Origin of the sequence: Vibrio sp. S234-5 (assembly GCF_000960595.1) — a bacterium.
In the GTDB taxonomy this organism is placed as follows: domain Bacteria; phylum Pseudomonadota; class Gammaproteobacteria; order Enterobacterales; family Vibrionaceae; genus Vibrio.
Genome location: NZ_JZAM01000362.1, coordinates 11,610 through 30,498, shown reverse-complemented (window position 1 = coordinate 30,498; position 18,889 = coordinate 11,610). Strand labels below are relative to the sequence as shown.

The following is an 18,889-nucleotide window of genomic DNA, read 5'->3' as shown; positions in this document are numbered from 1 at the left end:
TACCATCTCGACGTTATGTGGCTATAAAGCAGCAAGGAATGATCAGTCGGAGACGTTATGAAGCGATTTATGCCATCCAGTGTCATGCTCACACCTTTTGTGGTGCGCGTTTACCCAGAAAATGAACAAGAGGAAGAAGGCGAAGAAACATCCCCATCAAACTCGCACCAAGAAGCCGACTCTGCGCCTCAACCCTGCGTGGAGTAAGTGCACAAAATTCGCCAAACTTTGCTTCATCGCCAACAGAATTGGCTAGAGTAAAGGGAACAACGATCAACCACAGGACAGAAAAAATGAAAAAAGTTGCGGTGATTCTCAGTGGCGCAGGCGTTTTTGATGGCAGCGAGTTGCATGAAGCGGTTCTTGCGTTGCACGCGATAGAAAAGGCAGGGGCGAGCTGGCATTGCTTTGCCCCAAATATTGAACAGTTGCACGTACTTAACCACAAAACAGGCGAAGAGATGGATGAGACGCGCAATGTGTTGGTCGAAGCAGCACGTATTGCGCGCGGTCAGATTGAAGATGTGGCGAAACTGCACGCAGAGGAGTTTGATGCTTTGTTACTGCCAGGCGGCTTTGGCGCAGCGAAAAACCTCACTAATTTTGCGGTCAAGGGAGCTGAATGCAGCATCAATGCCGATGTTGCCCATGCTTGTCGCACATTCGCGCAACTAGGCAAACCCGCCGGTTACTTGTGCATTGCGCCAATCATTATCCCTATGATCTACCCGAATGGGGTAGAAGGCACGATAGGCAACGACGAAGCCACTGCCGCCGCGTTCAACCAGTTAGGTGGCGTACACGTTAATTGCACGGTGAATCAAGTGCACTTTGATGCCAAACATAAGGTGCTATCAACGCCCGCTTATATGCTGGCAAATTCGATTTCCGAAGCAGCCAGTGGGATAGAAAAACTGGTGGAACAACTGGTCGAAATCGCATAATTCGCTCAGTTTTATCATTAGCCGAAATCCATAAAATACCTCTCATTTTTGGGAGGTATTTTTTACCGTAGAGCATAACCATATAAATCATAAGTATTTTATCAGTTATTATTGCGAAAACGATTGCCTTCAAACATGAGAAAATCTAATTAAAATACCAATAGTGTCACCTTTTTTATGTGCAACAGGATCTCGTTCACACTTCCCTATCATCACGGGGGATTTCCCTCCCCCAACTTGTCTGAGATCAAATTTTTTTTGCCTTAGCCTGTGACAGAGTAGCGGCGTAAACCGATAACAACTAATTACGGAGCAATTCCAATGACGAGTGCATTTTTTATCCCTACGATCAACCTTATGGGCGCGGGCTGCTTAAAAGACGCCGCTGACAACATTCAAGCGCAAGGTTTCACTAAGGGTTTAATCGTCACTGACAAAATACTCAATCAAATTGGCGTGGTTAAGCAGGTACAAGATCTGCTGACGGCGCGTTCTGTCGAAACCGTGGTTTTTGATGGCACTCAGCCAAACCCAACCATCAGCAACGTCAACCAAGGCTTGGCGCTACTTAGAGAGAACCAATGTGATTTCGTCATCTCTTTAGGCGGTGGTTCACCACACGACTGCGCGAAAGGCATCGCTTTGGTTGCAGCCAACGGCGGTGTAATTGGCGATTACGAGGGAGTTGATAAATCAGCCAAACCGATGCTGCCTCTGATTGCGATCAACACCACCGCAGGTACTGCCTCCGAGATGACCCGTTTTTGCATCATCACTGATGAAGAGCGTCACATTAAGATGGCGATTGTCGATAAGCACACCACGCCACTGATTTCCGTGAACGACCCTGAGTTGATGCTGGCGAAACCCGCATCGCTGACAGCGGCCACAGGTATGGACGCGCTAACCCACGCGATCGAAGCTTATGTCTCGATCGCAGCCACACCAATCACCGACGCTGTCGCTATCAAAGCGATCGAGCTGATCCAAGCCTACCTGCGCAAAGCCGTTGCTCACGGCGACGACATTGAAGCACGTGAACAAATGGCCTACGCACAATTTATGGCGGGCATGGCATTTAACAACGCATCATTAGGTTATGTGCATGCAATGGCGCACCAACTTGGTGGTTTCTACGACCTACCACACGGCGTTTGTAATGCCATTTTACTTCCGCACGTTCAGCGCTATAACGCGCAGATTTGCCCAGAACGTCTTCGAGACGTAGCAAAAGCGATGGGAGTGAATGTGGAAGGCATGAGCGCAGAGCAAGGCGCTAATGCAGCGATTGAGGCGATTGTCGCTCTGGCCAAAGATGTTGGCATTCCTGCGGGTATCCGTGAGCTGGGCGCGAAACTGGAAGACATTCCCACTTTAGCGGATAACGCGCTGAAAGACGCTTGCGGCTTTACCAACCCGAAACAAGCCACGCACGCGGAAATCTCGGCCATTTTCGAAGCCGCGATGTAATCCCGCGGGCTATCATTAACGCGTTATTAGCAAAGCCAAAGGCCGAAGGTGTCACTTTCGGCCTTTTTGTTCTGTCCGGTAACTAGGGTCTGTTGACCTTTTGCGGTTAAATTTTGTTCGAGATAAAAGCCTTTTAATCGCGACGAGAGGTTTGTAGCCTAGTCATTCTAAGCAAAACACCTCTCAACAAAGAGTAAAACGCTTTTAGCTGAACCCTTCGGGCAGCGTTTGTGGCTCCTTTTTGCTGCGTTATCGGCTTATCATGTAGGCTCCTACAATTCAAAGCCTCTGCCTTGCACAAAGAACCCACAAACTGCTGCAAAAATCATCTCAAAAGGTCAACAGACCCTAAGCACGATTAAAGACACATTTGTTCACCTTTCGCCAATGTGACATTTTTGCTTCCTGGCATACACTTGATTCATTACTTCCTCATCACGCCGGATGGCGTGACGTAAACGCCTATGCCAACAACAAGGAAAGTCGATGAACAAAAGTCATGCGCTCGGCTGGCTCGCCAGCTTAATCATTTGGGTCTGCTCTCCCACCCTTTATGCCGCCAACCTCAAAGCGACCAAAATTGCCAGCGGCTACCACATTCCTTGGGGCATCACTTTTGTCGACAGCGCTTATGCGGTGATTAACGAGAAAAATGGCCACATCTCGCTGCTGGATGTGACTAAGGGCAAGAAAACGCCCCTCTATACGCTTTCCAACGTCAATGATGCAGGGCAAGGCGGTTTGATGGACGTCGCGCTCTCCCCTGTCTCGCGTCAAATGCTCTACTTCACTTTCAGCAAAGAGGTCGACAACGGCACCACTGTCGTGCTGGCCAGCGCGAAGCTGAGCCACAAAACTCTCTCTGACTGGCAAGAACTGTTTGTCGCCGATGCCTCCTCTACCACAGGCAGGCACTTTGGCAGTCGCATCACCTTTGATCAGCAAAATCGACTTTACTTTTCGATTGGCGATCGCGGCGAAAGAGATAATGGACAAAACCCCGCCAACCATGCCGCAGCGATTTTACGGCTCAATCTGGATGGCAGCGTGCCAAACGACAACCCTTTCTTGCTGGATGATACGGTAAGAAACGAGATTTGGAGTTACGGCCATCGTAATCCGCAAGGGCTTTTTTTTGACTCACAGACAGCGCAACTGTGGTCGGTAGAGCACGGGCCGCGTGGCGGTGACGAAATCAATCTGATTCAACCCGGGAAAAACTATGGCTGGGCAAAAACCTCGCACGGCAAAGAGTATTGGGGGCCGATGCGTGTCGGCGAAGCGGAAACCTTACCCAATATCGAAGCGCCTAAACTGGTTTACGTCCCTTCCATCGCCCCAAGCAGTTTGCTGCTCTATCGCGGAGAACGCTATCCAAGCTTAAATGGCAAACTGCTTATCGGCGCGTTAAAGCTGACCCACCTTAACGTGGTCAGCATAAAAAACGGTCAGCTTGCAGAAACTGACCGTTTATTTACCCATCTCAACGAGCGTATCCGAGCTATCAGCGTGAGCCCGGACGACTTTCTCTATTTCACCACCGATAATGGCAACGTATATCGAATCGAGCCTTAAGCCAGCGACACACTCACCTTGTGCTTATCGAAGTCAATCGTCATGGTGCTGCCTAGTGGCACTGTCAGCATAGGGTGAGTATGACAACTGTCAAAGTCATACAGAATGGGGACTTTCTGCCCATTGAGCACCTCTTTTAGCACATCAATCGACGCTCGCCCGGTGCCTTTATCATTAAACAGTTCATGCTTGCCTAAGACCACAGCCGCCACTTTATCAAATACACCTTGGATCTTGAGATGAGCGAACGAGCAAAACGATCTGGAGCAAACACCGTCGCAGGAGACGACGGAGAAAAGAAGCCAATGGTATCGCCCACTTTGAGCGAAGCTGGAATGATCATCGAATCCTCTCTTTACTGACTGAGTAGCCAATCAAATATGGCACGTAACTGTTCGTCTGCAACGCTTTGCAAGCGATCGCCAACGTACCACTCAATAACTGACTGGTTGGGATGCTGCGCAATTTGCGGATGCCCCAACCAGATGCCTTGTTCTTCTGCCAACTTGTCGCGCAGTTCCAGCGCTTTCTCATAGCCAAACGGCAAAATGAGATGCAGCATGTTGCTTTGCGGCTTTGATGGGTTGACAGCTAATTGCGGGTAGGTGTTGATTAGCTGATAAATTTGCTCTGTACGAGCAAACAAGGCGGGCATGTTAGCCAGACGCTGCTCAAACTGCATCGCAGCCGACACCACATAAGGGGTGCGATGGTAAACATTGCCACCTTGACGTTTCATCCACATCGACGCCAGTCCGATAAAACGGCGATCACCTAACAGCAGAGAACCACCCAGACCATTCACCCCTTTGTAAAGGGAAACGTAAGCCGTTTTAAACCCTTGGGCGATTTCCTGATAGCTCTTCTGATAATACGCTGCGCACTCCCACAGGCGCGCACCATCCATGTGCAGGTGAATATCGCGATGTTCGCATTCGGCTTTGACTTCATTTAGCTCATCCCAGCTCAAAAGCTGGCCGCCAAGCTCCCGCATTGGCAACTCGTACAACGCCGCTGAAATTTCATCTGGCCACGCATCCAGATCGGCCGCTTTCCAAGGACGAAACATGTCGCCGAGCGGCAGGATGTGAAAACGGTTTTGCAACTGATAGCCCTGACGTTCAAAGCGGTAAATATGACTCGATTCATGCATCGCCACGGTTTTGTTGCGTTTTTGCTGACAGACCAGATCCAGCACAGTTGCTTGCGTCATGGTCCCGCTGATAACAAATAAGCCAGCCTCAAAGCCCAGTAAATCCGCCACTTGCTGCTGAAATGCTTCAATCAGTTCACCGTCACCATAGTGATCGTGTTTTACATTGTGCTCTTCACACCATTGTGCCATGGCGGCAAACTGCTCCGCCGGCGTGGCTTCATGATTGCCAGATAAAATGGTGTGGCAAAGTTCACGTAAATCCTTTTTCATCAAAGTGTTCCTTGTGATTTTCGAGACGGGACCAACTTATCTGCGCACAAAGCGCATGTAAAGAGATAAACTAGATTGAAAACACAAAAGTGATAACGAGAGCAAATGGAACCAATTACATTAGAAATCAATAAAATACGAGCGGTTGTTTTTGATTTGGATGACACCTTAGTCACCTCGTCACTGGATTTTGTCTCCATGCGCCAAGCACTTGGTTGCCCAGAACAGGAAGATTTGCTCAGTTTTGTCGATAAGCTACCCGATGCAACGCAGCGGGCACATGCGCAGCACATCATCTTGCAGCATGAGATGGCCGATGCGCAAAGCTCAACCCCATTGCCGGGCTGTCACGCTTTACTGGCTTTTATCAAACAAAGAGCGTGGCGCTGCGCGATTGTCACCCGTAACTGTCTGGCAGCCAGTGAACTCAAACTGGCGCACAATGACATCAAGGTAGAAAAGCTGATCACCCGTGAACATTGCGCGCCTAAACCCGATCCCGAAGCGCTGCTGCAATTGGCCGACGAATGGCAGTTGCAGCACCATCAGGTGCTGTATGTCGGTGATTATCTGTATGATTTACAAGCAGCAAAGAATGCCAATATGCCATCTTGTCTGGTGAGTAATACGCTGGAAAAACCGTACGCCAACCAGGCCTCCATCACTGTGGCCCGGTTGGATGATTTGCTCAGCTATTTGCAAACGGCGCTAACAGCCAGCGCAGGTTAGGCAAGCGCCATCGCCAGTAGGCTAATAGGGTGAATGGTCTCAAGCTGGGTATTCTCTTCAATTTGCCATTTACAGGTTTCGCAATCGGTAATGGCAAAATCCGCCGCCGATTGTTTGATGGTCTCGAATAGGTGCGCGCCGATTTTCATCGACGTCTGATAGTTCTCCTCTTTAAAGCCATAAGTGCCTGCCAAACCACAACATTCGCTATCTAGCACCACCAGCTCTAATCCGGGGATCATGCGCAACAGTTCAAGGGTAAACATCACATTCCCGCTGCGCTCTAGGTGGCATGGGGTGTGGTAAACCACTTTCTTGTTGATTGGCTTCATCGCGGGCGCGTAGCCGCTCATAAATGCTTTGAGCAGAAAACGGGTAATGTACTCGATGCGTTGTACCACGTGCTCATTATTAACGCCCAACACATGCGGGTACTCTTGTTGCAACGTAAATGAGCAGGTCGAAGAGGTGGAAACCACCGTGTGATCTTGCGAAACGGCTTGCTCGATCATCTCGATATTGAGCGTGGCGTTTTTACGCGCTTTTTCATGAAAACCATTGGCAATCAAAGGCACACCGCAGCATTTTTCCTTTTTCAGCAGTTGCACGCCATAGCCCATGGCATTGAGCACTTTGACTAAGTCTTTGCCCAGTTGCGGATGGTTATAGTTGACATAACAGCCGTGGAAATAGCTCACTTGGCGCGCAAACTGCGCTTGCGTTTTTGCCTGCTTCTTGTACCACTGACGAAACGTGCCGTGAGAGTATTTCGGCAGCTGCTTGTGCTTATCGACGCCAATGGTTTTGTGCATCAAGCTTTTTATCGGTTTCAGTTCGGTGATCTTGTTGACAATCGGCGCGACCGGCGTTGCCAGCGAACCAAACAGATCGGTATGGCTTAAGACAAAATCGCGCATCAGCTTAGGGCTGACACTTTTCTTAGCAAACTTCCCCCTCGCCACAGCGATAATATCACCAATTTTCACCCCCGACGGGCAGGCCGTTTCACAGCGTTTGCAGTTGGTACACAGTTTCAGCAACTCATCGTAATAGTGCGGATTTTTCAAGCGCAGACGTTCACCGTCTGGCCCGGATTGTTTTGGCCCCGGATATTCCGGATTCGCTTTCGCCACCGGACAATACACAGTACACACGGTGCATTTAATGCACTGGTCAAAGCTGGTGTTCACAGGGGCATGTTTGGCAAAAGTATTCATCATAATACGCACTCCTCCTGCGTTTGAACCTCGCAATGCAAAACAGCATGCTGCGCGGCGGCCAGCGCGGTCGAGATAGCGACGCCGCCTCCCGAGCCCTCAAACACCGGATCGTACCCCGCCAAGACAGAGCCGCAGCAGTAGAGATTCTGACAAAGCGCACCGTGCAAATAAGGGCGGAATGCACCATCGGTTTTAACGCCAAACGCCATAAATGGATGACCGATGGGGCTAAAGAATTTCTCTGCGCGCCAAGTGCTACGCGCCGAGTTTGACACCATCTCCAAACCAAAAATCGGTTCCACGATCTCGCTGAGATTGGCTTTAAGCCCTTGGCTAAAGTAGCTGCCAGAAGCCAAAATAAACGCCTTGGCATGCAGCGCCATATCACCCAAATTGCGTGTGTAAATTGCTTTTAACTGCTGTTCTGAATGCCATTCGCCACGAGTCACTTGATCGCCCTTAAGTAGCGTCCCGCCCGCTTGGACAAAACGTTTGTGCAGCGCTTCTTCGATACGAATGCCAAGCAGCGATGGAGGCATGGTCGGCACTTCATGAAAGTGCAAACGGGTTTCGCGGCGCAATTTCTCCAACAACACCAAACCGTCACCGTTACCCATAATGGCTGGCATGATCAACAGATCGTCTGGTGTCGCCCCTTTCATCAGTTGGTGACACAAACTGTTAAACGCCTGCGGCTGCTTGAGTAAACGGGCTATGTCTATTGAGCGCAGTTCATTGGGATTGCGCCGCAGTTGCTCACATCCGGGGATGGTGACGCTGATTTCCTCCACCGCGCACTGAGCGAAATCGCGCTGTTTGCGCAGGTTGTCTTTGGCAAGCAACGGCTGGAAGTCACGATAACCATCAACGGACACCAGCAGCAGCCGTTTAAATGGCAGCCTCTGACGGTGACGATAGACAAACGGCTGTGAAAGCCAAGTCGCTTTTAATGTGCCCAGTGGCGTAATGCGAAAGTGGTTATGTTCATCTTCTTCGCTCTGCAGTGGGATCCCTTGCTGTGCTAAAGCGGTTTGAAACCAACGTAGTGCGCGGCGCACACTTTGCGCGCTCAGTTTTGCGTAAGGGTGAGCAGGAAAACGCTCAGCAAATTGCTCGATAGCGTGAAAAGGCGCACTCACATCCTCACCCGCAGGCGTTTTGCCGAGCACATCAATCGAACCCGAGGAAAAATGCAGCGCACTCTGTCCTTGGCTGATTAACACCACTTTTTTACCTTGTTCTAACGCATGCAATGCGGCGCTGTAACCCGCGATACCACCACCGATAACCGCAATATCGTAATTTAACATGAGTGGTTCTCCTCATTTTGCTGCTGTGCGGTGTCGCCGTTTTCCACATTTGGTAGTTCACTGGCACCAAACAGGCCTTCGTAAATCCAGTAGCTGAACTCCGCCTCTCGCAGCGCATCGCCCCAGAAAATTGGCTTAATGCCTTTCCAGCGCTCTTCAAGAAACTCTGCCAGTAGATGAGCACTGGCGGTGCCATCGACGTTGCCATACTGGCTAAATAAACTCGCTGCACGGTAGCTGCACAGCTCACCCTGACAGGGGCCCATGCCAAGACGCGTGCGCCGACGCAAGTCGACTAAATTGCTCACATCGAGCTGCTTGATCGCGTACTCAATCTCGCCTTGAGTGACCATTTCGCATTCGCAGATCACCGTTTGGCTGGCACTGTCTTGCTGCAAGAATTGCTCAGCCCGTTCGCCATGGCGATAAATTGCTGATTCATAAACGGGTTTGACGATACTGGCGGTTTTCTTGGCGGGTTTGGGCGCGTCGTTGGACCCCGGCAATGGGCGCAGGTGGGTTTCACACGCGCGATCTACGCCGAGTTTTTTCGCCAGCAAATCGGTTGCCCACTCCGCCATCAGACGGTAAGTCATCAGCTTGCCGCCAGTGATGGTGGTTAAGCCTTTTAGACCATCTCGCTGCTGGTGATCCAGCAAAACAATGCCGCGACTGATGTTGCGACCAGTGCCGTCATCATCGACAGAAACCAGTGGCCGCACTCCGGCATAGGCACGCAATACCCGCGTGTTGGCCATGATCGGCGCCAGCTTAGCCCCTTCACGCAAAAGCACGTCGACTTCCTGCTCGGTCACGTGCAAGTCATCAATTTGTGCATAGTCGATGTGTTGTGAGGTGGTGCCGATCAGCGAAATGGTGTCACCGGGCACTAAGATGTCGGCATCCGACGGCTTACGGCAACGGTTGATCACCAAGTTGTTGATGCGGTAATCCAGAATGAGCAATGAGCCTTTGGCCGGAAACATCTTGATGTTGAGATCCGCGTATTCGCAGATATTTTGTCCCCAGATCCCCGCCGCATTGATCACTTCTCGCGCATAAATATCAAATGCTTGGCCAGTTTGCGTATGCAGGCAGTGCACCCCTCGCACTTGATCGCCCTCACGGATGAGGCCAACGACCAGCGTGTGATTAAAAATGCGTCCGCCATGCTCTTTGGCGTCTAACACATTGGAGGCACAAAGACGAAACGGATCGAGCGTGCCGTCCGGAACGTGCACTGCCCCAAGTAACTGCGGGTTGACATTAGGCTCTAGCGCCAGCGCCTCTTTGGGCGTGAGGATCGCGGTTTCAATTCCGGCTTTTTGACACTGAGCGACAAAGGTATCCTGAAATGAGAGATCGTCTTCGGGCAAAGTGATAAACAGCCCACTGGTGTTTTCCACGCAATGGCGGGCCACCCTTTTGAGGATTTTGTTCTCTTGAATACACTCTCGGGCCGACTCCTCATCCGTGACCGCGTAACGCGCACCAGAATGAAGCAAGCCATGATTACGCCCAGAGGTGCCGGAGGCGATATCATCTTTTTCCAATAAGATGCAGGCGATTCCCCGTAGCGCGCAATCGCGCATAATCCCCGTCCCCGTGGCACCACCGCCAATGATCACTACGTCCGTTTCAAAATGAGCGGAAGCTTTCATCGCTTTCTTCCTATTCATTAATAAGCATACGTTTAGTGTGTCATTTTTTTTCCTTTAGGTTCGATACATCACTCACAAAATGCGCGTTCGAGCATTTATTGGTAAATCGAATATTCATTTCGCTCATTAAACAGACAAAATGAATCACCCATTTACAGCGGATGCCGTTATTCGGACTCAATCTTCTGCTCAGCCGACAAACGCTCATGACGCAGTTCAGCCTGCCCAGAGGCGTCTGAAGGCGGCGACAACAGGATCTTCAACCGTTGGGGAAGCGTTAAACCGGACTGGGTCGCGTCTTGCCACAGATCGCGCCACTCGGCAAACGTAACCACCAGTGGATTAAAGCTGTTCACCGGTTTGCTGATGCCAAAGCGCACAGTTTCGCTCTCTGGCTCAAAGGTGCCAAACAGCTTGTCCCAGATGATCAACACGCCCGCATAGTTTTTGTCGATATAGCGCGCGTTGACGCCGTGATGAACCCGGTGATGTGACGGGGTATTAAACACGTATTCCAAAGGCCCTAAGCTTTTTACCCATTGGGTGTGGACAAAAAACTGCAAACCAAGATTAAGCAGCACCACCAAGGTGATCCACTGTGGCTCAAAGCCAATAATCACCAAAGGCAACCAAAACAGCCACATGCCTGCGACCGGATACATCAAGCTCTGGCGAAACGCCGTGCTGAAGTTCATTCGCTCAGAGCTGTGGTGGACAACGTGCGCAGCCCACATCCAACGCACGCGATGGCTAGCGCGATGAAACCAGTAGTAGCAAAAATCCTGCAACACCATCAGCGCAATAAAACTCATCGCGCCCATGTCAATCTCCAATAAACGCCAGCCAAACAGCCACAAATAGAGATGTGCGAGCAACAAACCCGCCAGCAAATCCGTACCTTGATGCATCAAGGCTAAGGTAAAATTGCACAGCACCTCTTTAAACTCGTAACGAGAGTTGGCCGGCAGTTTGCCTTTTCTCTCGCCCAGCCAATATTCCGCTAACATCAAGGCCACAAACAGCGGCGCCATCAACAGCAAAAGCCATTCTGGATGTTCAACCAACATAGTTACACTCCTTTGTATTCAGGTTACCAGCGGGCGAAGTGATCTTCCGTAACGCCCAACGTGGCGTTAATCTTGTGGACCACGCCATGATTGTCGGTGATCGCGCCGCTAAAATGGCCGATAAATTGGCGAAAATTACTTTTCAGCCAGTAAAGGTTCAGTTTCTCACGGCGGCAGTTTTCGGCCGTAAACGTCAAATCCACTTGTCCATTTTGTGCGTAGATGTGCCAAGGTTTGGCGCTATCGGCGCGGCTAAAAGAGAAATATACCGGTGGCAGGCTGTGTTTTTGTCCATTGATCCACAGCACGTTCTCACAACTACCGGTTTCGTTGACTCCGGCGGCGAGATTAAGCCCAAGAGTGCCAAATTGATCGCGGCAATTGATGCTGGCCCAGCGCCAACTGGTTTCACGGCGCATATAACCCGCAGAGAAATCATAGCCAGCACAGGCACCGCTCAGATCAAGCGTTTTCCCTGCCACCGAGAACCTCCCCGTTACACGCAGGGCATTGTGTTTTTGCGTATAAGTCCAGCCTTGATAACCGGTAGGTGTGCACATCGCAAGCGCTTGGCTGCCGGGCTCAGGCATCAGGGTCAGATCCGCGCTCAGTTGACGAGTCGCCAATTGCACCCGCCATACACCATCGACAATGTGAAACTGGATCTGTTTACGGGCGATGTGCATGCTGCTGTTGTAAGGAGAAGGCGCCGAATGGCTGTCCCAAGCCAATGGACGCAACCAGTTCTCTTCCACCAGCTGCTTTTTCCGTCTGTCATAGAGATAGCAAAACGCCGACGTGAGATAGCGGATATCAGCAATCGCCACGCCAATCAGATAGTCTTGCGTGACGATGCTGACAAACTGGAACTGTTTGTAGTCGAAATAACGCGCGAATTTGCTCGCTTGCGCGTCCATCACAGTGCGATAGTCAAAGTCTTCCAGTGCCAAATCGCGCGGAATCTCATCAAACTGACCATAGTGTGGCGCACCAGAAGAGGCGATCAAACGTTTAGGCGCGGAGTCCAATTTGAGCATGACAGCGTCCTTGCTTCACAATAATTTAACATACACTCACAGTGTGACGCGCCAACAGCGTATAAAACAGGTTAGAATCGGACATCAAGCTGGTTTAGATCACGTTTTATACGACCGATAAACGACCTTAAGCAAGTAGGCAAGAAGGCAGAAAGATGACGATGCAACTGATCACCGAATATCGACCAGTCAAACACTGGCAAGCGTTGGGCGGTTACGATATCGCGTTGCTGCTGAGCGTTTTGCAAGACTATGGCGTCGAGAGCGAAAGGTTCCTTGGCGAAGCTGGTATCTCAGCCACGCCAGAAGACCAAGAGGCAGGTCACTATCGTTTTGCCGATAAATTGGCACTTTTTCAGCTCGCCGCGGAGCGTATCCCCGACCAACCTCTCGGGCTGATTTGCGGCCAGCGAGCCAGTTTCAGCGATTTTGGCCTGCTCGGCTTTGCCATCGCCAGCAGCAAAACTGTGCTTGAAGCGCTGCAAGTGGGGTTTAAATACCTGCAGCTCAACGGGCCGATTTTCCACATCCAAGTGCTGCGCGACACACATCAAGCCTGTATCCGAATCGAAAACAATTTAGAGATTGGCAAGTTGCTGCCTTTTTGCAGCGAGTATTTCTTTAGCGCGATTGCGCAGCTGTGCGCAGAGTTGACCGGAGAAAAGCTGCCGAGCGTACAGATGCTGCTCCCCTACCCGCCACCGCCACACGCGCTCGCTTATCAACACCATTTTCAGTGCCCCATTGAGTTTAACGCGCAAGAGTTTGCTTGGTATTTTGACGTTGAGGTGTTGCAGCGTCCACTGCTGCGCCATTTAGAGAGTAAATGGCAAAAATGTTTAAGCGGCTGCGAATCTTTATTGCACCATCTGCAAGCATCGCATCGGCTTGATCGGCAAATCACTCAACACCTCTACACTTGTCTGGGCTCGGAACCCAGTGCTGAAGAAATCGCCGCTTGGTATGGTCTCTCCGCGCGCACTTTGCACCGACAACTGCAAGCGCTGGGCACCAGCTACCAAAAACTAAAAAATCAGGTACGGCGCGATCTCGCACTGGAGCTGTTACTCAATACGGCGTTGAGTGTCGAGGAGATAGCCTATCGTTTAGGTTACAGCGACAGTGCTAATTTTCGCCACAGCTTCAAGCGCTTAACCGGCAAAGCGCCACGGCAGTTTCGTCAAGATAAGTAACGTTTTGTCAACACCATGGGCAATCTGAGACAAAAACAGCGCAATAGCGCCCATATGCACAATATTTTGTCTGCCTCGCAATATTAGCGCTGGTAAAAAAGTATTTCCTCGATAGGATATTTGAGGCTTATGATCACAGTTTGAACAGAAGCCGTTATTCGCCGGCCACAATGGCCGATATAGTTTGGCAAAAAATAGACGATTACGACGTACCTTGAATTCTCAGCAGACTTTTTTTCGCAGGCATAACTGGCAACGGACCATCAAGGTAGCCGTGATTTTGCTGGTCTCTTTCGCCATCACCATGTGTGCCTTGGTGCCATTTGCCAATCAATATCAGCGCACTTTGACCCACAAAGCCATCAACCACATTGAGCGAGAGCTCTTAGAGACACGCATCCAGCTCAACTATCTTTTTAGCCCAGCGATTTTCTCTCAGCCATGTCGCACCCTTACTTACGAACTGCGCAAGAGCATTCTCAATCTTGGTATGACCAAAGAGATCGGCACCTTTGACGATACTGGCCGAGTGTTCTGCACCAGCAATGAAGTCAACGTTTCATTTTCTCTCTACAAATCAATACTGCAACGTTTGGATGAAAGTCCTGAACGTGAGACGCTTTCTTTTACTAAAACAGCGCTCACGGGCGAAATGGCGCTTATCTACATTTTTGGCGACGAAACACTACGCGGACTAAGCGTGCTGTTCCCCACCAACTATTTACAACAGATCACTCGCGGGATCCTCTCCTTTGGCGATTTAGACTACGAGATCTTCGTGGCTGACAGGGCAGTGAAAAGCCTCACCTTGGCCGAGCCGCTCAACCAACTGCAAGTCACGTCAAAACGTTTCCCGGTCGTCATCCGCTCTGCTGTTGGACGCGGTTTTTATCTCGAATATTTACTGAAAAACGCGTGGATTGGCTTGTTGGTCGCCACCTTCGTGCTGCTGATTTCTGCTCAATTGCGCCAAAGGCACATCACGCATAACAGCATCGAATACGCTCTGACCAATGCGATTAAGAAACAAAATTTATCGGTGCATTTTCAACCGATTGTCGATCTTAAAAGCAATAAAGTGGTGGGGTGTGAGTCGCTGCTACGCTGGAACGATCCGGTACAAGGTTTTGTCTCTCCGGGTATTTTTATTCCACTCGCCGAAAAAGTCGGCCTTATCGAACCGATAACACGTTTTGTTCTCGCCAAAGCTAGCCAACTGCTGCAAACCACCAGCGAACTCTACCCTCAAGGCTATGTGAGCATCAATATCAGCCGTCAGGTGGTGCTAAACCAAGATTTTATTTTTAAGGTCACCGAACAACTCAAAGATAAACCGGAGATTAGCCACCGCCTGGTGTTTGAGATCACCGAAGAGAGCGTGTTTAGCCCAGACGATCTTACCACGCTGCGCAGGCACCTCACCTACCTAGGAAATTTGGGCATTCGCATCGCGGTAGATGATTTTGGCACCGGCTACTCTGGGCTGAACTTTATTCGCCAGTACCCGTTTGACATCATGAAAATTGATCGCGTGTTTGTTAACAATCTGACCAGTGACTCCAATACTCAACCGCTGTTGATGTCGATGCTAGCGCTGTCTGACACGCTGCATATGGATGTGGTCGTAGAAGGGGTCGAAGAAAAATCACAGCTCGATATTTTAGCCAAACTCGGTGTGCGCAATATTCAAGGCTTTTACTACTCAACCGCCCTTCCCGAGCAGCAATTTCGCCAATACTTGCTAGAAAACCGCACCTCGCCCACCGAGCTTCTCGCGGTACTAGATTCCTAAATCCTTGATTGATCTCTTCAATTTTTGCCGAAGCTGGCTAGCAACCTCGGCTTTTATCCGAACAAACGACGCTTCAGGCCTGTTTTCTCCAGCACGCGGGTCGAAATCTCTTCCACCGACAAAGAGGTGGTGTTGATGTAAGGGATTGCTTCGCGGCGAAACAGCGCTTCCACGTTAGCCAGTTCATGTTGGCACTGTGCGGTACTGGCGTACTCACTGCCCGCCAAACGATTTTGCCGGATCTCGGTCAAACGCTCTGGCGCAATCGTCAAGCCGAATAACTTGTGCCGGTGGATCTCAAACTCCGGCAGCAATTTAAGCCCACGAATATCGTCGTCAATGTACGGATAGTTAACCACGCGCAAACCAAATTGCATTGCCATGTACAAGCTGGTTGGGGTTTTACCACTGCGTGAGACGCCAAGCAAAATGATGTCTGCCTGCTCCAAACCTTTAAGAGAAATGCCATCATCATGTGCCAAGGTGTACTCAATGGCCGCAATACGATCAAAATAGGTGTCGGTGTCTTTGCTGACGCTGCGCGAACGTTGCAGCTTAGGCACGGGTTCCATGTGAATGTCATCTTTCACCCGCTGGACAATACTTTCCAGCACATCATAACAATGGGCATTCGCCTGCAACAATTTCTCGCGAAACTCGGCAATCACTAACGAAAAAAACACCAACGGTTTTATGCCCGTTGTTTGAAAGGATATTTCAATATGCTTGAGCAACTCAGTTAATTTCTCTTCACTTTCAATAAAAGGGAAGGTTTTTTCGTTGGCGTAAAAGGGGAATTGCCCGAGAACAACGTGACCGACGGTTTCACAGGTAATCGCTGTTCCGTCGGAAACGTAGAATACATCACGACTTTGCTTTTCAGTTTGCATTTTTGTTTAAATTTTAAAAATATTTTGATTAGGATGTTAACCATAATACAAACAATAAACCCAGGCGTTCAATTACCACCCCCACAGCTTTGAAAATTTGCTCACAATTTTTTTCAGCTGCTGCGTAATCGTTTGCCTACTCCCTACAAGCTGCAATGTTTCTGGAGAAAGACATGCAAAAGAACACCCTCTGGTTCAATAGCCTATCCATGGAAGATGTCGATAAAGTCGGCGGTAAAAATGCTTCTCTTGGTGAAATGGTGTCTAACCTTGCCAATGCTGGCGTTTCTGTGCCCAACGGTTTTGCGACCACCTCTTACGCGTTTAACCAGTTCCTTGATTACGAAGGGCTGGATGAGCGAATTCACCAACTGCTTGACGAACTGGATGTAGACGACGTCGATGCGCTGCGTAAAACCGGTGCCATGATTCGTCAGTGGGTTTTAGAAGCGCCATTCCCAGCGGATCTCGAACAAGATATCCGCAGCAACTACGCGGAGCTCACCGCGGGTAACGACGAACTTTCTGTTGCTGTGCGCTCTTCCGCGACCGCAGAAGATTTGCCGGACGCTTCCTTTGCCGGCCAGCAAGAGACGTTTCTTAACGTCAAAGGCATTGATGCTGTGCTGGAAGCGACCAAACACGTCTATGCATCACTGTTTAACGACCGCGCTATCTCTTACCGTGTGCACCAAGGTTTCGACCACCGAGGCATTTCGCTCTCAGCGGGCATTCAGCGCATGGTGCGTTCAGACAAAGCCGCGTCCGGCGTCATGTTCACCCTTGATACCGAATCCGGTTTTGACAAAGTGGTGTTCATCACTTCCGCTTGGGGCCTTGGCGAAATGGTAGTGCAAGGCGCGGTTAACCCAGATGAGTTCTACGTGCACAAGCCGCTGCTTGAAGCGGGTCAAACGCCCATCGTCAAGAAAACTTTTGGCTCGAAACTGAGCAAAATGATCTACGCCAATAGCCAAGTGATTGGCAAGCAGGTGGAAATTGTCGATACCACCGAGCAAGAGCGCAGCGAATTTTCCCTCACCAATGAGGAGATCATTGAGCTGGCCAAACAGGCGATGATCATCGAAAAACACTATCAGCGTCCGATGGATATTGAGTGGGCCAAAGATGGTATCGACGGCAAGCTCTACATCGTGCAGGCTCGCCCTGAAACTGTCTGCTCGCAAAGCGAACAGAATGTGATCGAGCGCTACGAACTGAGCCACAAAGCCGAAGTGCTGGTGGAAGGTCGTGCAATTGGCCAGCGTATCGGCTCTGGTGTGGTTCGTTTGGTCGATTCACTCGATCAAATGTCACTGGTGCAAGAAGGCGACGTACTGGTCACCGACATGACCGACCCAGATTGGGAACCGGTGATGAAAAAAGCGTCGGCGATTGTCACCAACCGTGGTGGACGGACTTGCCACGCAGCCATCATCGCTCGTGAGCTTGGTATTCCAGCGATTGTCGGCTGTGGACACGCAACCAGCCAGCTGAAAGATGGCCAGCTCGTCACCGTATCTTGTGCTGAAGGCGAAACTGGCTATGTCTATCAAGGGCAGATCGAGTTCGCTGTGCGCCGTTCAACCGTTGATGAGCTACCTATGCTGCCCACCAAAGTGATGATGAACGTTGGCAACCCAGACCGAGCGTTCGATTTCGCTCAGATCCCTAACGAAGGGGTGGGTTTGGCACGTTTGGAGTTCATCATCAATAAGATGATTGGCATCCACCCGAAAGCGCTGCTCAATTTTGATCAGCAAAGCGACAGTCTCAAAGGCGAGATCAGCCAGCGCATTCGCGGTTACCAAGATCCTATCGATTTCTACGTGAGCAAACTGACTGAAGGGATCGCCACCATCGCCGCGGCGTTCTGGCCAAAGCGCGTTATCGTGCGCATGTCCGATTTTAAATCGAACGAATACAGCAACCTTGTCGGCGGCAAAGGCTACGAACCGCACGAAGAGAACCCGATGCTGGGCTTTCGTGGGGCATCGCGTTACATCTCGCCACAGTTTGAAGACTGTTTCGAGCTGGAAACGCAAGCGATCAAACGCGTACGTGATGAAATGGGGCTGAAAAACGTCGAAATCATGATCCCATTTGTGCGCACGCCAAGCGAAGCAGCTCAGGTCATTGACCTGCTTGCTAAGTTTGATCTGCGCCGTGGCGATCAAGGCCTGAAAGTGATCATGATGTGTGAGTTACCATCAAACGCGGTGCTGGCGGATGAATTCCTCAAGTACTTTGACGGTTTCTCGATTGGCTCAAACGACATGACTCAGCTCACGCTCGGCCTCGACCGCGATTCAGGCGATGTCGCTCACCTGTTCGACGAGCGTAACCCTGCGGTGAAAGCGATGTTGAAAATGGCCATCGACGCAGCAACCAAAGCAGGCAAATACGTCGGCATTTGTGGCCAAGGCCCTTCGGATCACGAAGACTTTGCACAGTGGTTAATGGAACAAGGCATCAGCTCAGTGTCGCTCAACCCAGACACTGTGATTGATACTTGGCTTCAGCTTGGCAAAGCGAGCCAGTAATCCCTCTGCGATGGAAACAAAAAAAGCGCTGT

Annotated in this window: 15 protein-coding genes and 1 pseudogene; 8 read left to right on the top strand and 8 right to left on the bottom strand. The window is 50.4% G+C overall.

What is annotated here, in order from left to right; translation table 11 throughout:
- Positions 1-57 precede the first annotated feature (57 nt).
- From UF06_RS27000 to UF06_RS20515, 4 genes are all read left to right on the top strand, one after another.
- The gene (locus tag UF06_RS27000) at positions 58-207 is read left to right on the top strand and encodes a hypothetical protein (RefSeq protein WP_171816769.1); all 150 of its coding nucleotides are present in this window, start codon (positions 58-60) and stop codon (positions 205-207) included.
- 86 nt (positions 208-293) lie between these two features.
- Positions 294-944, top strand: a complete 651-nt coding sequence (gene elbB, locus UF06_RS20525; protein ID WP_045572095.1) for an isoprenoid biosynthesis glyoxalase ElbB — start codon at positions 294-296, stop codon at positions 942-944.
- A 321-nt stretch (positions 945-1,265) separates the two neighbouring features.
- On the top strand, positions 1,266-2,414 hold the full coding sequence (yiaY, locus tag UF06_RS20520; protein ID WP_045572094.1) for an L-threonine dehydrogenase: 1,149 nt from the start codon (positions 1,266-1,268) through the stop codon (positions 2,412-2,414).
- A 486-nt stretch (positions 2,415-2,900) separates the two neighbouring features.
- A complete protein-coding gene (locus UF06_RS20515; protein WP_045572093.1) occupies positions 2,901-3,989 on the top strand; it encodes a PQQ-dependent sugar dehydrogenase in 1,089 nt (362 codons plus the stop codon).
- Here the strand turns inward: UF06_RS20515 and UF06_RS20510 are convergent.
- Both UF06_RS20510 and UF06_RS20505 read right to left on the bottom strand, forming a co-directional pair.
- Positions 3,986-4,240: pseudogene (locus tag UF06_RS20510) on the bottom strand (LD-carboxypeptidase); the annotation flags it as partial. The gene UF06_RS20515 and the pseudogene UF06_RS20510 overlap by 4 nt on opposite strands.
- Before the next feature lie 104 nt (positions 4,241-4,344).
- Positions 4,345-5,415 carry a beta-eliminating lyase-related protein gene (locus UF06_RS20505; protein ID WP_045572091.1) on the bottom strand — a complete coding sequence of 357 codons (1,071 nt, stop codon included), beginning with the start codon at positions 5,413-5,415 and terminating at the stop codon, positions 4,345-4,347.
- A gap of 105 nt (positions 5,416-5,520) precedes the next feature.
- Between UF06_RS20505 and UF06_RS20500 the strand changes: the two genes are divergently transcribed.
- Positions 5,521-6,144, top strand: a complete 624-nt coding sequence (locus UF06_RS20500) for an HAD-IA family hydrolase (protein WP_045572090.1) — start codon at positions 5,521-5,523, stop codon at positions 6,142-6,144.
- Here the strand turns inward: UF06_RS20500 and glpC are convergent.
- The 5 genes from glpC to UF06_RS20475 form a co-directional block, all read right to left on the bottom strand.
- Complete coding sequence (gene glpC, locus UF06_RS20495) at positions 6,141-7,364, bottom strand: anaerobic glycerol-3-phosphate dehydrogenase subunit GlpC (protein ID WP_045572089.1); 1,224 nt, start codon at positions 7,362-7,364, stop codon at positions 6,141-6,143. The two genes, UF06_RS20500 and glpC, sit on opposite strands and share 4 nt — an antisense overlap.
- Positions 7,361-8,674, bottom strand: coding sequence for a glycerol-3-phosphate dehydrogenase subunit GlpB (glpB, locus tag UF06_RS20490; RefSeq protein WP_045572088.1), 1,314 nt, complete (start codon positions 8,672-8,674; stop codon positions 7,361-7,363). Before glpB ends, glpC begins: the two co-directional genes overlap by 4 nt.
- Complete coding sequence (glpA, locus tag UF06_RS20485) at positions 8,668-10,335, bottom strand: anaerobic glycerol-3-phosphate dehydrogenase subunit A (RefSeq protein WP_045572087.1); 1,668 nt, start codon at positions 10,333-10,335, stop codon at positions 8,668-8,670. The genes glpB and glpA overlap by 7 nt, the downstream gene beginning before the upstream one ends.
- Positions 10,336-10,502: 167 nt before the next feature.
- Complete coding sequence (locus tag UF06_RS20480) at positions 10,503-11,402, bottom strand: sterol desaturase family protein (protein ID WP_082069793.1); 900 nt, start codon at positions 11,400-11,402, stop codon at positions 10,503-10,505.
- 23 nt (positions 11,403-11,425) lie between these two features.
- Complete coding sequence (locus UF06_RS20475; RefSeq protein ID WP_045572086.1) at positions 11,426-12,439, bottom strand: DUF2804 domain-containing protein; 1,014 nt, start codon at positions 12,437-12,439, stop codon at positions 11,426-11,428.
- A gap of 155 nt (positions 12,440-12,594) precedes the next feature.
- Between UF06_RS20475 and UF06_RS20470 the strand changes: the two genes are divergently transcribed.
- Complete coding sequence (locus tag UF06_RS20470; protein ID WP_052702605.1) at positions 12,595-13,632, top strand: AraC family transcriptional regulator; 1,038 nt, start codon at positions 12,595-12,597, stop codon at positions 13,630-13,632.
- A gap of 214 nt (positions 13,633-13,846) precedes the next feature.
- The gene (locus UF06_RS20465) at positions 13,847-15,424 is read left to right on the top strand and encodes an EAL domain-containing protein (protein WP_226972459.1); all 1,578 of its coding nucleotides are present in this window, start codon (positions 13,847-13,849) and stop codon (positions 15,422-15,424) included.
- Between the two features lie 53 nt (positions 15,425-15,477).
- On the opposite strand, the gene UF06_RS20460 is transcribed toward UF06_RS20465, so the two are convergent.
- Positions 15,478-16,314 (bottom strand): pyruvate, water dikinase regulatory protein, encoded by an 837-nt coding sequence (locus UF06_RS20460; RefSeq protein WP_039444940.1) that lies wholly within the window; start codon positions 16,312-16,314, stop codon positions 15,478-15,480.
- Positions 16,315-16,469: 155 nt separating this feature from the next.
- Between UF06_RS20460 and ppsA the strand changes: the two genes are divergently transcribed.
- Positions 16,470-18,857 (top strand): phosphoenolpyruvate synthase, encoded by a 2,388-nt coding sequence (gene ppsA / locus UF06_RS20455; RefSeq protein ID WP_082069792.1) that lies wholly within the window; start codon positions 16,470-16,472, stop codon positions 18,855-18,857.
- The last annotated feature ends 32 nt before the right edge of the window (positions 18,858-18,889 follow it).